Genomic DNA, 13,489 nt, shown 5'->3' on the forward strand with positions numbered 1-13,489 from the left:
TCACCCGCCTCCCCGCCGCCTAGGGTTTCCCGCATGGATAAATTTCTAGTTTTTTCCCGTAATATGCAAAAAACTAAATAATTTTCGAGACAAATCACCGAAGAAACTCCTTGGAATTCCGCTATGACAAAAAGAACTGGACTCTCGTTCAGCCACGTCGGCATCTTCGTGACCGACATCGAACGGATGGCTGACTTCTATACGCAGGTGCTGGACTTCACCATCACGGACCGCGGCACGCTTGAGGGGCCCAATGGTCCGTTCGAATTGGTTTTCACCAGCCGGGACCCGGACGTACATCACCAGATCGTGTTGGTCGCCGGTCGGCCGGCGCATATCCCGTTCAACGTCATCAACCAGTTGTCCCTGATGGCCGATTCGCTGGAAACGCTCAAGGCCTATTACCGGCGCCTGCAGGAAGCGAACGTCGAGGAGCTGCTGCCGGTCACGCACGGCAATGCGTTGTCGGTGTATTGCCGCGATCCGGAAGGCAATCGCCTGGAGCTTTACATCGATACGCCGTGGTACGTATCCCAACCGATGCGCGTGCCCATGCCGATCGAGCTGCCCTCGGATGAGTTGATGGCGTGGGCCGAACGACACGCGCGCGGATTACCGGGCTTCCGCAGCCGCGAGGAGTGGCGCGCCGACATGGCGCGGCGCATGGGCGTGGATCGGACGACGGCATGAGCGAAGGGTCGTCCAGCCTCGGGCGCATGCTGGCCCTGCTCGACGCCTACACCCATGAACGGTATGCCTGGACCGTGGAAGACCTGGCCGCGCACTTTGGGTTTACGCCCTCGTCGACCTACCGTTACGTCAAGGAGCTCTGCCAGGCCGGCCTGCTCATCCGGCTCCCTCGCGGACGGTACGTCATCGGGGCTCGGATCGTGGAACTCGAAGCGCTCATCCGGGAGACGGATCCGGTCACCCGCGCGAGCCAGCCCATCCTGCGCGAACTGGCGCAAGAGACTGGCTGCCACGTGCTGCTATCCAACGTATATGGGGAACACCTGCTCAACGTGGCCCATGAACCCGGCGTCGAGCAGCTGGAGCTGACCTACCTGCGAGGCAAAAGCTTGCCTTGGTTCCGGGGCGCGCCGTCGCTTTCCGTGCTGGCGTTCTGGCCCCGGGCGCGGGTGCGCAGGTTGTTCGAGCAACTGCATCCCGATGCGGACGAACAGGCCTGGGACGCCATGTGGGCCAAACTGAAGGCCATCCGCAAGGCGGGCTACGTCATCAGCCGGGCGGGCCTGGATCCGGACGTCATCGGTTACGGCGTCCCGGTCATGCTCGAGGACGATGTGATTGGAACCATTTCCCTGGTCTGCTCCCAGCAGCGGGGCGAGTTCCTCAACGGTGCAGCCTTGGGAGCTGTACTGCAACAAAAAAGCCGCGAACTTTCGGCCCGCCTCCAGCAGGCGGATTAAGCGGCGCGCCGCGCTTCCCAGGCGCCGGCACACGTGACCAAACAAACGACAACCAGTAGGAGATATCCATGAGCACGAACAAGCACAGCCGGCGCGCCGCGCTGATCGCGATGGGACTGATGGCGGCTGCCCCGGCCGCATCGGCACTGGCCCAAGACAATTACCCCGCGCGTTCGATCAAACTGCTCGTCGGCTTTGCCGCGGGTGGCGGCAGCGACGTGGTGGCGCGGCTGGTAGGCAAGGCGCTCGGCGAGCGGCTCGGCCAACCGGTGATCGTGGAGAACCGCGCGGGAGACGGCGGCAACATCGCATCGGCGCAAGTGGCCAAGAGCGAACCCGATGGCTATACCCTCATCCTGATGACCAGCGGGCACGCCACCAACGCGGCCATGCGCAAGGACCTGCCCTTCGATCCCGTCAAGAGCTTCGACTGGGTATCGACGATCACCACGTATCCACTCGCGCTGTCGGTCGCTCCCTCCTCGCAGATCAAGTCCTTCGAGGACTTCGTCCAGCGGATCAAGACGGAGCGGGACCGCTACACCTACACCTCGGTCGGGGTGGGCACGGCCATGCACCTGGTCGGCGAATGGATCATGGCGGAAAGCGGCGGCAGTGCACTCCACGTGCCGTTCAAGGGAGGTGCCGGCCCCATGACGGAACTGCTGGCCGGCCGGGTAGACGTCATGATCGACACCATGACCAACACCGCCCCGCTGTTCAAGGGCAACCGGGTGCGGCTGCTGGCGACGACCGCGCCGCGCGGCGTCCAGGCGCTGCCCGGCGTGCCGAGCGTGGCCGATACCCTGCCTGCGGTAGTGTTCGAGTCGTGGCTGGGCATCGCCGCCCCGGCCGGCACGCCGGCCGGCGTCCTGGCCAAGCTGAACCGCGAACTGCGCGCCGTGCTCGAGACGCCCGCCGTCAAGCAGCAGCTCATCGACTGGGGCGGCTCGCCCAAGGCGTCCTCGCCCGAGGAGTTCCATGCCCGCGTCGAGAACGACATCCGGCGCCTGCGCGCGGTCGTGGTCCAGCGCAACATCCAGGCCGAATGACCGCTTAGCCCCAGAGCCAGCGCAACAGCCACAGGGTGGCCATCCCCGCCCCGATCATGGCGATCGTATTGCGGGTGGTCACCATCACGGCGACCGCGACCAGGGCGGCCGGCCCCCGCCAATCGAAAACGGGTGCCGCGCCCGCCGTCCACGGAAACAGGTCCGGCACGATCACGGCCGCCAGTGCGGCAGCCGGCGCGTAGCGCAACGCGCGGCGGACCCCGTCGGGCAGTTTCACGTGGTCGCCCAACAAGAGGAACCCAGCGCGGGTGACCACAGTACAAAGCGTCAGGGCCGCGATGGCCAGCCACACATAGACGGAGTCGGAAACCGGCGGCAGGATCGAAGGGCTCATGTGTTGTCTCCTTCGCCGCGCCTGCCCTCCAGCGCCTTTTCTGCCAGCATGCCGGCAGAAACCCCGGCAACGACGGCCAGCACCAAGCCCAGCCGCAACGGCAGCAGCTGCCCCGCCCAGCCCACCAGCCCTGCCGCCGCGACGGCGGCCAGCACCGGCCTGCTCGCTACCATGGGAACGACGATGGCGATCAACGCCAATACCGCCGCGAACTCCAGGGACCAGGCCTGGGGCACGATGCCGCCTAGCAAAATACCGGCGATCGAGCACACCTGCCAGGTGACCCAATTGCCCGCCGCAGCCCCCAGGAAGAACCAGATCTGGCGGGGCGTCCCTTTCTCGGGTGCGTCCGCGTAGCGCGGCATGAACAGGACGAAGCCGATGTCGCTCGTCAGGTAGCCGAGGGCAAGGCGCCGCACGCGCGAGAACCGCCGGAAATACGGGTGCAGCGCAGCCGCAAAGATCACGAAGCGCAGGTTCACCACGCAGCCGGCGGCGAAAATCAACCACACCGGCGCGCCTGCGACGATCAGCGGCAAGGCGGCCAGCTGGGCCGAACCGGCATACACCAGCAGCGTCATGGCGAGCGCCAGGGTCTGGCTGAGGCCGACCTTGACCATGGCCACCCCGCTCACCATGCCCCAGACCCCGATGGCGATGGTGGTCGGGGCCAAGGCCTTGACCCCGGACAGAAAGGCGGCGCGACGCAACCTGCTCTGCGAGCCTGCGGGTACCGCGGTGGGTGGGGTGCTGGACATGAAACGCTAGGCCGCGGAAGCAGAAAACAGGCCGGAAGGAGTAAAGTTACGGTTCAGCACTATTGTAAGTGACAGCCCCGAATCTCCCTGGTCCCCGGGAAGGGTTGCCGGGCCCTCCGCACGCCGCCCGCAGCTGGATCCAGTCGTAGATTGGTACAATATCTGGTTCATTTCGGAGATCTCAACCATGTCGATGTCAGACCGCGACGGCTTCATCTGGTACGACGGCAAGCTCGTGCCCTGGCGTGAAGCCAACACCCATGTGCTCACACACTCCCTGCACTACGGGTTGGCGGTATTCGAGGGTGTGCGCGCGTACAAGACCGACCTCGGAACATCGATTTTCCGGCTCAAGGAGCATACCGATCGCCTGTTCAATTCCGCCCACATCTATCAGATGCAGATCCCGTACAGCCGGGAAGCGCTGATGGAAGCGCAGAAGGAAGTGGTGCGCGCCAACAAGCTGGAATCCTGCTACCTGCGCCCCATCGCCTTCTACGGTTCGGAGAAGATGGGCGTCTCGCCCAAGGGCGCCAAGGTGCACGTGGCCGTCGCCGCCTGGGAATGGGGCGCCTACCTCGGCGCCGAGGCGCTGCAAAAGGGCATCCGGGTCAAGACCTCGTCCTACGCGCGCCACCACGTGAACGTCACGATGCCGCGCGCCAAGCTGGCCTCGACCTACGCTAACTCCATCCTGGCCAACCTCGAGGCCACGGAAGAAGGCTACGACGAAGCGCTGCTGCTCGATACCGAAGGCTTCGTGGCCGAAGGTTCGGGCGAGAACATCTTCATCGTGAAAGACGGCGTCCTGATCGAGCCGGAAATCGCCTCTGCGCTGACCGGCATCACCCGCTCGACGATCCACAGCCTCGCGGCAGACCTCGGCATCCCCGTGGTGACCAAGCGCCTGACCCGCGACGATGTCTACATCGCCGACGAAGCGTTCTTCACCGGAACCGCCGCGGAAGTCACGCCCATCCGCGAACTCGATCGACGCACGATCGGCGCCGGCCAATGCGGTCCGATCACTGCCCGTCTGCAGCAGGCCTTCTTCGACTTGGTGGCCGGCCGCAATCCCAAGTACAGCCACTGGCTCACCCATGTCTGAGCAGGAAACGCCATGACCACCGAAGCAGTCAACGACATCACCGAAGTCGATGCCGCCGAGCTTCCGCTTTCGTGCCCCAGACCGAACGCTCCCTTGTGGAACATGCACCCGAGGGTGTTTCTCGACATCGCAACCACGGGGCACGCCAAGTGCCCCTACTGCGGTGCCGAGTACCGCCTGAAAGGAGAACCTCCCAAGCATTGACGGCCTGCCCGAGGATGCCGCCCGGCCCGGCCGGCGCCGATGCATCCTCGCAGGCCGCCCCCCGTGCCCGGCTCCGAGCGGTTCCGTTGCGAGCCAGCGCGACGCCGGGAAGCCGGGTCCCCCCGGAGAGCGGCCGGGGCGGGCCGCGCCCAGGCATGGCCCGCTTAGTATTGCTTTACCCACAGGACACACTCCGTGCAGCACAACGACTACATCCTGACGCTCTCCTGCCCCGATACGACCGGCATCGTCTACCACGTGTCGGGATTCTTGTTCGAGCGCGGCTGCAACATCCTGGACTCCCAGCAGTTTGGGGACGTCGCCACCAAGCTGTTCTTCCTGCGCGTGCACTTCACCGTGCCCGAGGGCGTGGACCTCGAAACGGTGCGCAAGGAATTCTCGCCCTTGGCCGAACGCTTCTCGATGCAATGGCAGATACGCGACCCGCACAAGCGGGCGCGGGTGCTGCTGATGGTCAGCAAGCACGGCCATTGCCTGAACGACCTGCTGTTCCGCGCCAAGAGCGGCCAGTTGCCGATCGATATCCCGGCAGTGGTGTCGAACCACCCCGACTTCGCGCTCCTGTCCGCCTCGTACGGCGTGCCGTTCTATCACTTGCCCGTCACGCCCGGGGCAAAGGAACAGCAGGAGCGCCAAGTGCTGCAGATCGTGGAGCGGGAGAACATCGACCTGGTCGTGCTGGCGCGTTACATGCAGATCCTGTCGCCGGAAATGTGCCGTGCCCTGGCCGGGCGGGCCATCAACATCCACCACAGTTTCCTGCCCAGTTTCAAAGGCGCGCGGCCGTATTACCAAGCGCATGAGCGTGGCGTGAAGCTGATCGGCGCCACCGCCCACTACGTGACGCCCGACCTCGACGAAGGTCCCATCATCGAACAGGACATTGCGCGGGTAGACCACAGCATGTCGCCCGAAGCCTTGACGCAGGTAGGCCGAGACGTGGAGTGCCTGGTCCTGGCGCGTGCCGTGCGCTGGCACGTCGAACATCGGATTCTATTGAACGGCCACAAGACCATCGTATTCGCATAATGGTGCTCAAGTCCCGCGGCGCTCTGCTTTTTGCCACCTCGGAAGAAGCTGAACAGGCGTTCTACGAAGCCCTGGAACAGGGCGACCTCGGCCAGCTGATGGCGGTATGGGCCGAGGACGAGGACGTCGTTTGCATTCATCCTGGCGGTCCGCGGCTGATCGGTCACGAGGCCGTACAGGAATCCTGGCGCGAAATCCTGGGCAATTCTCCGCTGTCCATCCGGCCCACGCGCATCCATGCCGTCCAGAGCATGATGAGTTCGGTCCATACGGTAGTCGAACAGGTCATGGTGGACACGGCTCAGGGCAAGCAGGTCGTCAACTGCTATGCAACCAATGTCTTCCACAAAGGTCCCACCGGCTGGCGCATGGTTCTGCACCATTCGTCGCAAGCCCCTGCCGATCTCGGCACCGCCGAGATGCAGGATGTCCCGGACCTATTGCATTGAGTTGCCGCCCGCCGAACACAACGCATGCCCGCTTACCTGGATACGACCCCCTGCCCCACTCCCGCATGGTTGCCTGAAGGACATAGCCAGACCATTTTCGCGTCGCGCTTTTCCTCGCACCATCACACCTCCTTCACGCGCGAGCGCGTCGATACACCAGACGGCGACTTCATCGACTTTGACTGGACGGCCCCGGGCCTGGCACCGGGAGCCCCCCTGGGCCCGGAGACTTTCGCCCAGCTGGCCGCCTCGGCCAACACGCCTGCGGCGTCCTCCAACGGGCTGGTTCTTTTCCACGGGCTCGAGGGCAGCAGCGCGAGCCACTACGCGCAGGCGATCTCGCAGTATTTCCGCGCCCGCGGCTGGACGGTGGTCGTGCCGCACTTCCGGGGTTGCTCCGGCGAACCGAACCGCCTGCCCCGCGCCTACCACTCGGGTGATTCGGCGGACATCGCATTCATGCTGAACACCGCCCGCCAGCGCCTGCCTGGCCTGCGCTGGCATGCCGTCGGCGTCTCGCTCGGCGGCAACGCACTGCTCAAGTACCTGGGAGAGGCCGGTTCGTCGGCGGGATGGCTGGCGGCCGCCGCGGGCGTGTCGGCACCGCTGGACCTGATGGCCGGCGGCCGGGCACTGGGTACGGGCTGGATCAACCGGCACGTCTACACCCACATGTTCCTGCGCACCCTGAAGGCCAAGGCGCTTCAGAAAGCGCAGCGCTTTCCGGGCACCATAGACGTCATCCGCGTGGCCAACGCCCGCGACCTCTACGAATTCGACGACGCCTACACCGCGCCGGCCCATGGTTTCCGCGACGTCAATGACTATTGGACGCAGGCCTCGAGCAAGCCGCTGTTGATCGACATCGCCGTGCCGACCTTGGTCCTGAATGCACGCAACGATCCGTTCCTGCCGGCCCGCTATCTTCCCGACGCATCCCAGGCCTCGAACTATGTCGTGCTGCACCAACCGGAGCAAGGCGGCCACGCCGGCTTTCCGACCGGACGCTTCCCGACCAACCTGAACTGGCTGCCGCAAAGGCTGGCGGACTTCTTCCGGTCCGGCCGCTGAGGCTCCCGTCCGAAGACTGACAATCCAGCCGTTTTCTCCGACAATGCGGGAAACGGCTTGTCCCGCTTCACACCCGTAGCCTTTACTCTTCGGACGGACGCACCCATGACTACAACGCATACGGCTTCCGACGGACGCACCCAGACCACCGGAGGCCGGCTCCTCGTTGATGCGCTCACCGCCCACGGCGTAGACCGCGTCTTCTGCGTACCCGGCGAAAGCTATCTCGAAGTCCTGGACGCCCTGCATGCGCACGCGCGCATACAAGTGGTCGTGGCCAAGCACGAGGGCGCAGCCGCCAACATGGCCGAAGCCGACGGCAAGCTCACCGGCCGGCCCGGCATCTGCTTCGTCACCCGGGGCCCAGGTGCCACGCACGCGAGCATAGGCGTACACATCGCCCAACAAGATTCCACGCCCCTGCTGCTCTTCGTCGGCCAGGTCCCGCGGCGCCAGTTGGGGCGGGAGGCCTTCCAGGAAGTGGACTATCAATCCATGTTCGGCGGCATGGCCAAATGGGTCGTAAGCGTGGAAGATCCCGCACGGATACCCGAATTCGTCGCGCGCGCGTTCGCCTGCGCCATGTCGGGACGGCCCGGCCCCGTCGTGATCGCCCTGCCCGAAGACGTACTCAGCGCTTCCTGCCCGGCGGTCCCGACGCCCCTGGGCGCGCCTGTTTCGTGTGCGCCCGACGCCGGCGCGGCGCTACGCCTGCAGGCCATGCTTGCGTCGGCGCAAAAGCCGCTGGTCATTGCCGGCGGCCCGAACTGGAGCGAACGCGCGGCCGCCGATTTCGCCGCCTTCGTCCAGGCCTGGAATCTCCCCGTGGCCTGCGCGTTCCGCCGGCAGGACGTATTCGACAACCGGCTGCCCCAATACGTCGGGCACTTGAGCCTCGGCGTGAATCCGGAGCTCGCCGCGCTCGTCAAGAATGCCGACCTCGTCTTGGCGATCGGCACGCGCCTGGGCGAAATCGCCACCAACGGCTACACGCTGCTGGAGCCCCCGCGCCCCGCCCAGAAGCTGGTGCACCTGCATGCCGACGCGGCCGAGCTGCGAAGGGTGTACCAGGCGGACCTGGCGATCCAAAGCGGCATCGAGGCAGGTACCGCGATGCTGCGCTGCCTCACTCCACCCGCCGACCGGCCGTGGGACGAGTGGACCCGGCAGGCGGGGGCGATGCACGCGCGCTTCAGCACGCTGCCTGAGCCGCACCCCGAGTCGCTCGGCATCGACTTGGCCAAGGTCGTCGCGTATCTGGACCGGCAGCTTCCGGACGATGCCATCCTCGCCAACGGCGCAGGCAACTACACGGTATGGCTGCACCGCTTCTATCGCTATCGGCAGCCGCGCACGGAGCTGGCGCCCACCTGCGGCGCCATGGGCTACGGCCTGCCCGCGGCGGTGGCGGCCAAGCTGCGGCACCCGGATCGCACTGTGGTCTGCATGTCAGGCGACGGCTGCTTCCTGATGTATCCGCAGGAGCTCGCCACTGCGCTGCAGTTCGGGGCAGCCGTCGTGGTCATCGTGGTCAACAACGGCATGTACGGCACGATACGCATGCACCAGGAAAAACGTTTCCCGGGCCGTGTCAGCGCCACCAACCTGCAGAATCCTGACTTCGTCGCCCTCGCGCAATCGTTCGGCGCCTACGCGGAACTGGTGGAGAGCGCCGAGGCCTTCCCCGGCGCCTTCGAGCGGGCATGCGCCGCAGGCCGGCCCGCGCTGCTCGAATTGCGCACCGACCCGCGGCAGATCACGCCGCAGGGATGGCTGGACAGCCATGGATGAAGATGTCCTGGCAGCGATGGCGCGCTGGCCAAACGTGCCGGACGCCTATGGCTGGCTTTCGCTCGACGCCCGCGGCCGCTGGCGCCTCCACCCCGATGGCGACGCGCTGGCGGGCGGCCCCGGCGTGTCGATCTCCAACCCGGGCATCCTCGCTTTCATTTCACGCAATTACGCCCACGACGACCTGGGCCGCTGGTTCTTCCAAAACGGGCCACAGCGGGTTTTCGTGAGATTGGACGCGGCGCCTCTCATCCTGCGCCAGGCAGACGAAACGGGCACCCTGGCCACCCACACCGGCTTGCCCGTGACCAAGGTAGAACGCTGGGCGCTCGATACCGAAGGCAAGCTGTACGCAGTCACCGAACACGGCCCGGGCATGGTCGAGGACCGCTACCTGCTCGGCGTGCTGGCGCTGATGCGCACGCCATCCGGGCTGCCGCTCCTCGAAGACGGCCCCGAGTGGCTGGCCGAGCCCAACCTCATCGCCGCGACGGCCGCGTCCCCCCTCGATGTGATCTACCCGCCCGTCTTCGCGGCGGCCTCGCCTCTCCTGCCGCTGCGCGACCCCGCCAGCGTCGCCCTGGGCTACGTCGAACGACCGGCGCCGCCGGGTTGAACCGCGCATCCCGGGCGCAAATGCCGGCGCTTGCCGGTCAGCTCTGGAAACGCTTGAGCAGCTCGCGCTCTTCCCTTAGCTGCCGCTGCAGGTCGCGCACCTTGGCATCGATCTGCGACTGCTCGTAGAAATCCCTGGATGCAGAGCGCGCCTGCTGCAACAACTCCACCGCTGCCGGCAGCGCGCCCGTCATCGCGTAGTACTCGGCCATGCTCCGCCGCTCATTCACGACGTTGCCCAACTGCGAATAACTAAAGGCCGCCATCTGGTGGAACCGGGGCTCGTCTCCCCACTTGAGCATTTGCTCTTTGAGGAATTCGACAGCCTCCTGGTTGCGGCCTGCGCGCTGCAGGGACTCGGCCAGTGCCATGGCTACCCCGCGCTGCCCCGGCCAGCGCGCATAAGCGCTGCGCGCGAGCTCCACCGCCCGCGCGGCATCGTTGCGCGCCAATGCAATCTCAATGGCCAAGCGTTCCAGCATGAAGTGGCTGCGCGCGCCGGAGGTGGCGCCGAGATACGCCTCCTGGGCCTTGTCGAATTCGCGCAGGCGCATCCAGCCCAGCGCCGCGCCGTAGTAGGCCGCGGAGCGCTCGATGCCATCGGTCTCGGCGATGCGGCTTTCGAAATAGCGCACGGTGTCGCGTACGTCCTGGCTGCTGGCCGCCTGCATGATGCGCATCTTGGCGCGCACGAAATAAAAGGCGGACGAGCTCGGACGATCGTTCACGACGGCCCCGCGCGCACGGTTTTGCATGTCGGACATCCGCTCGATGGACAACGGGTGCGTGCGGGTAAAAGCCTGGCCCGTGCTTTCGTTGAGCCCTGAAGCTTGCATCAGGCGCCCGAAGAACGAGGCCATGCCGTTGACGTTGAAGCCTGCCCGTTCGAGCATTTGGAAGCCCGTGCGGTCTGCCTCGCGCTCGGCCTCGCGCGAGAAACCCAGCTGGGAATTGATGGCAGCCGCCTGGCCGAATGCCAAGGCCGCTTCCGGCACCTGCGAATTGCCGCGCGAGGCGACCAGCGCGGCGAGCAAGGCCGCGACCATGATGAGGCTATCCTGCTTCTGCTGGACGAGGCCGCGCGCGATGTGCCGTTGCACCACGTGGCCGATTTCGTGCGCCAGCACGCCGGCCAACTCCGACTCGTTGCGCGCCGCGACGACCAACCCGGTGTGCACGCCTATGTAGCCGCCCGGCATCGCAAATGCGTTGATCGAAGGATCGCGCACGCCGAACACGCGGATCGTAGGCGTGCCTGCGGGCGCCTGCGCGGACAGTTGCTGCGCGATGTCCGTCAGGTACTGCGTGACGTCAGGATCGTCGATGAAGGCCGGGTCGCGCAATGCCTCTTTGATGATGGCATCGCCCAGGCGCTGCTCCAGCCTCGGGGAAAGCTCGGTCGCCGAGGAATCGCCCAAATCCGGCAGGCCGACCGGCTGCGCGGGAGCGAGCGCAGGCGTCGCGGCCGACAGCAGGGCCGGCAGCAACACGGCCGCGGCCTTGCGGCGCAGCGACGCGGAAAGGTGGCGATTCGGCATACCGGTATGATAGCCAGCTTGGGCGGCGGGTTCCCGCTCCCACGGCACAATGTGAAAAATATACCAACCGCCCTGCGCGGCCGCCGCGGCAGGGCAAGGTTTACAGGATACGCCATGCGCTACGGCACCTTGATCACACCGCAGGCGCTGCATGCCCTGCAGCAATCCCAGTCCGACGTGCTGGTCTGCGACTGCAGCTTCGACCTGGCCGACCCTGCCGCGGGCGAGCGCAACTACAAGGTCGCGCACATTCCGGGCGCCGTGTACGTGCACCTGGATCGGGACCTAAGCGGCGCCAAGACCGGTTCGAACGGGCGCCATCCCCTGCCCCGGCGCGAGGACTTCGCGGCGCTGATGACGCGCCTGGGCGCGCGCGACAATACCCAGGTCGTGGCCTACGATGACGCAGGCGGCGCAATGGCGGCCCGCCTTTGGTGGCTGCTGCGTTGGGCCGGACATGAGGCCAGCGCCGTGCTCGACGGCGGGCTCGCGGCTTGGCGCGACGCGGAGCTGCCCCTAGACGCCACGCCGCCCGCCGCACGGCGGCCGGGCGCCTTCACGCTGCGCGCGCCGCTCGTGAAAACCGTGGCATACGAAGACATGCTCGCCAATCTCGCATCGCGCGATCCGCGCCCGGTGATAGACGCCCGATCTCCCGATCGCTTCCGCGGCGAAAACGAAACCCTCGACCCCATGGGCGGACACATACCCGGCGCGATCAACCGTTTCTTCCGCGACAACCTGCAACCAGACGGCCGCTTCAAGAGCGCGGCGCAGCTGCGGGCCGAGTTCAGCGCGCTGCTTGGAAACACCCCGGCCGAACGCGCCATCAGCCAGTGCGGCTCGGGCGTGACGGCCTGCCACAACCTGCTTGGCATGGAAGTGGCTGGCCTGGCGGGTGCCGCGCTGTATCCGGGATCGTGGAGCGAATGGTGCAGCCGGCCCGACTCGCCCGTCGCAACCGGAGAATGACCATGGCCCAGTCCCCCCTGACCCATTTCGACGCGGCCGGACAGGCCCACATGGTGGATGTCGGCGCCAAGCCTGCAACGGCCCGCGTGGCCATCGCAGGCGGCACCATATCCATGCAACCCACTACGCTCGCCTTGATCCGCGACGGCAGCGCCAAGAAGGGCGATGTCCTGGGCATCGCGCGCATCGCGGCCATCATGGCGGCCAAGAAAACCTCGGACCTGATCCCGCTGTGCCACCCCATTCCGCTGACCCACGTCGCGTGCGACTTCGAACTCGACGAAGCCGCGCATGCCGTGCATTGCACCGTGCGGGCTGAAACCGTGGGCGGCACCGGCGTAGAAATGGAAGCCCTCACCGCCGTGCAGGTGGCCCTGCTGACCATCTACGACATGTGCAAGGCGGCCGACCGCGGCATGGTGATGGGCAACGTGCGGCTGTTGGAGAAGCGCGGCGGGAAGTCCGGGACGTGGGTCCGGGAAGAACCTGCCCGCCCCGTGGCAGGTTGAGGCGGGAAAGCCGGCGCCGGCCACCAGGGCGCGCACACCTTCTTTATAGGCTCGCCCAGGCCCGCTCGCGCATGCCGGCGGGCGTCGCGGCGCTGTAAACGCCACGCGCGATGGCGCGCGCCAGCACGTCTGCGGCCAGCACGCCCAGGCGACATACGATGAAAGGCCGGGGGTCGACCGGACCGTCCATCGCAGGCGCCTCGCGCCGGGCAGTGGAAATCGCGAACACGGTGTCGCCGTCGAACGGGGCGTGGATGGGGCGGATGGCCCGCGCCATGCCGTCTTGGGCCATGGTCGCCACCCGCTGCAACTCATCCGGCGCCAGGGCGACATCGGTCGCGATGCAGGCGATGGTGGTATTGCCCAGAGGCCGGGGGTCGAGCTTGGCCCATTCCCAGTTCTCGCCCTCGGCGCGCGCGTCAGCCGGCCCCAATCCGCCGAACTCCTCGCCAATCTCGAATGCGCCGGCCCAAAAACGCTTGCCGCCGGGCGCCACCACGGAGCCGAAACTGTTGCAGGCGACGATGGCCCCCACGGTCATGCCGTCATGGGTGACGTAGGACGCCGAGCCCAGCCCGCCCTTGAGC

The 13,489-nt window shown here is 66.5% G+C and carries 16 protein-coding genes; 12 read left to right on the top strand and 4 right to left on the bottom strand.

The genetic code is table 11. The annotated features are described in order from the left end of the window. Positions 1-123 precede the first annotated feature (123 nt). The 3 genes from IRZ12_RS09695 to IRZ12_RS09705 all read left to right on the top strand — a co-directional run bounded on the left by IRZ12_RS09695 (position 124) and on the right by IRZ12_RS09705 (position 2,482). Positions 124-690 (top strand): VOC family protein, encoded by a 567-nt coding sequence (locus IRZ12_RS09695; RefSeq protein ID WP_296467801.1) that lies wholly within the window; start codon positions 124-126, stop codon positions 688-690. Further along, complete coding sequence (locus tag IRZ12_RS09700) at positions 687-1,430, top strand: helix-turn-helix domain-containing protein (RefSeq protein ID WP_296467803.1); 744 nt, start codon at positions 687-689, stop codon at positions 1,428-1,430. Before IRZ12_RS09695 ends, IRZ12_RS09700 begins: the two co-directional genes overlap by 4 nt. Before the next feature lie 68 nt (positions 1,431-1,498). Beyond that, positions 1,499-2,482 (top strand): tripartite tricarboxylate transporter substrate binding protein, encoded by a 984-nt coding sequence (locus tag IRZ12_RS09705; protein WP_296467805.1) that lies wholly within the window; start codon positions 1,499-1,501, stop codon positions 2,480-2,482. 4 nt (positions 2,483-2,486) lie between these two features. Here the strand turns inward: IRZ12_RS09705 and IRZ12_RS09710 are convergent, their stop codons facing one another. Further along, complete coding sequence (locus tag IRZ12_RS09710) at positions 2,487-2,837, bottom strand: AzlD domain-containing protein (RefSeq protein WP_296467807.1); 351 nt, start codon at positions 2,835-2,837, stop codon at positions 2,487-2,489. Continuing rightward, complete coding sequence (locus tag IRZ12_RS09715; protein WP_296467809.1) at positions 2,834-3,595, bottom strand: AzlC family ABC transporter permease; 762 nt, start codon at positions 3,593-3,595, stop codon at positions 2,834-2,836. Before IRZ12_RS09715 ends, IRZ12_RS09710 begins: the two co-directional genes overlap by 4 nt. Before the next feature lie 187 nt (positions 3,596-3,782). On the opposite strand from IRZ12_RS09715, the gene IRZ12_RS09720 reads away from it, so the two are divergent. From IRZ12_RS09720 to IRZ12_RS09750, 7 genes are all read left to right on the top strand, one after another. After that, a complete protein-coding gene (locus IRZ12_RS09720) occupies positions 3,783-4,703 on the top strand; it encodes a branched-chain amino acid transaminase (protein ID WP_296467811.1) in 921 nt (306 codons plus the stop codon). A gap of 12 nt (positions 4,704-4,715) precedes the next feature. Further along, a complete protein-coding gene (locus IRZ12_RS09725) occupies positions 4,716-4,907 on the top strand; it encodes a zinc-finger domain-containing protein (RefSeq protein ID WP_296467812.1) in 192 nt (63 codons plus the stop codon). Between the two features lie 195 nt (positions 4,908-5,102). After that, the gene (purU, locus tag IRZ12_RS09730; RefSeq protein WP_296467814.1) at positions 5,103-5,957 is read left to right on the top strand and encodes a formyltetrahydrofolate deformylase; all 855 of its coding nucleotides are present in this window, start codon (positions 5,103-5,105) and stop codon (positions 5,955-5,957) included. Continuing rightward, positions 5,957-6,406, top strand: a complete 450-nt coding sequence (locus tag IRZ12_RS09735) for a nuclear transport factor 2 family protein (protein WP_296467816.1) — start codon at positions 5,957-5,959, stop codon at positions 6,404-6,406. The genes purU and IRZ12_RS09735 overlap by 1 nt, the downstream gene beginning before the upstream one ends. A 24-nt stretch (positions 6,407-6,430) precedes the next feature. After that, on the top strand, positions 6,431-7,477 hold the full coding sequence (locus tag IRZ12_RS09740) for an alpha/beta fold hydrolase (RefSeq protein WP_296467818.1): 1,047 nt from the start codon (positions 6,431-6,433) through the stop codon (positions 7,475-7,477). A 105-nt stretch (positions 7,478-7,582) separates the two neighbouring features. Continuing rightward, a complete protein-coding gene (locus IRZ12_RS09745; RefSeq protein ID WP_296467819.1) occupies positions 7,583-9,268 on the top strand; it encodes a thiamine pyrophosphate-binding protein in 1,686 nt (561 codons plus the stop codon). Beyond that, entirely contained in the window at positions 9,261-9,884 is a 624-nt protein-coding gene (locus IRZ12_RS09750) for a DUF2946 family protein (protein WP_296467822.1), read from the top strand. Before IRZ12_RS09745 ends, IRZ12_RS09750 begins: the two co-directional genes overlap by 8 nt. Before the next feature lie 37 nt (positions 9,885-9,921). Here IRZ12_RS09750 and IRZ12_RS09755 read toward each other — a convergent pair whose 3' ends face one another. Then, positions 9,922-11,421 carry a M48 family metalloprotease gene (locus IRZ12_RS09755; RefSeq protein WP_296467825.1) on the bottom strand — a complete coding sequence of 500 codons (1,500 nt, stop codon included), beginning with the start codon at positions 11,419-11,421 and terminating at the stop codon, positions 9,922-9,924. A gap of 114 nt (positions 11,422-11,535) precedes the next feature. On the opposite strand from IRZ12_RS09755, the gene IRZ12_RS09760 reads away from it, so the two are divergent. Both IRZ12_RS09760 and moaC read left to right on the top strand, forming a co-directional pair. Then, entirely contained in the window at positions 11,536-12,393 is an 858-nt protein-coding gene (locus tag IRZ12_RS09760) for a sulfurtransferase (RefSeq protein ID WP_296467827.1), read from the top strand. Between the two features lie 2 nt (positions 12,394-12,395). Then, positions 12,396-12,902, top strand: coding sequence for a cyclic pyranopterin monophosphate synthase MoaC (gene moaC, locus IRZ12_RS09765; RefSeq protein ID WP_296467829.1), 507 nt, complete (start codon positions 12,396-12,398; stop codon positions 12,900-12,902). A gap of 43 nt (positions 12,903-12,945) precedes the next feature. Here the strand turns inward: moaC and IRZ12_RS09770 are convergent. Then, positions 12,946-13,489, bottom strand: a 544-nt coding sequence (locus IRZ12_RS09770) for a P1 family peptidase (protein ID WP_296467831.1), incomplete at its 5' end; no start/stop codon positions are given.

This window comes from Pigmentiphaga sp. (assembly GCF_019689535.1).
Lineage (GTDB): Bacteria > Pseudomonadota > Gammaproteobacteria > Burkholderiales > Burkholderiaceae_B > Pigmentiphaga.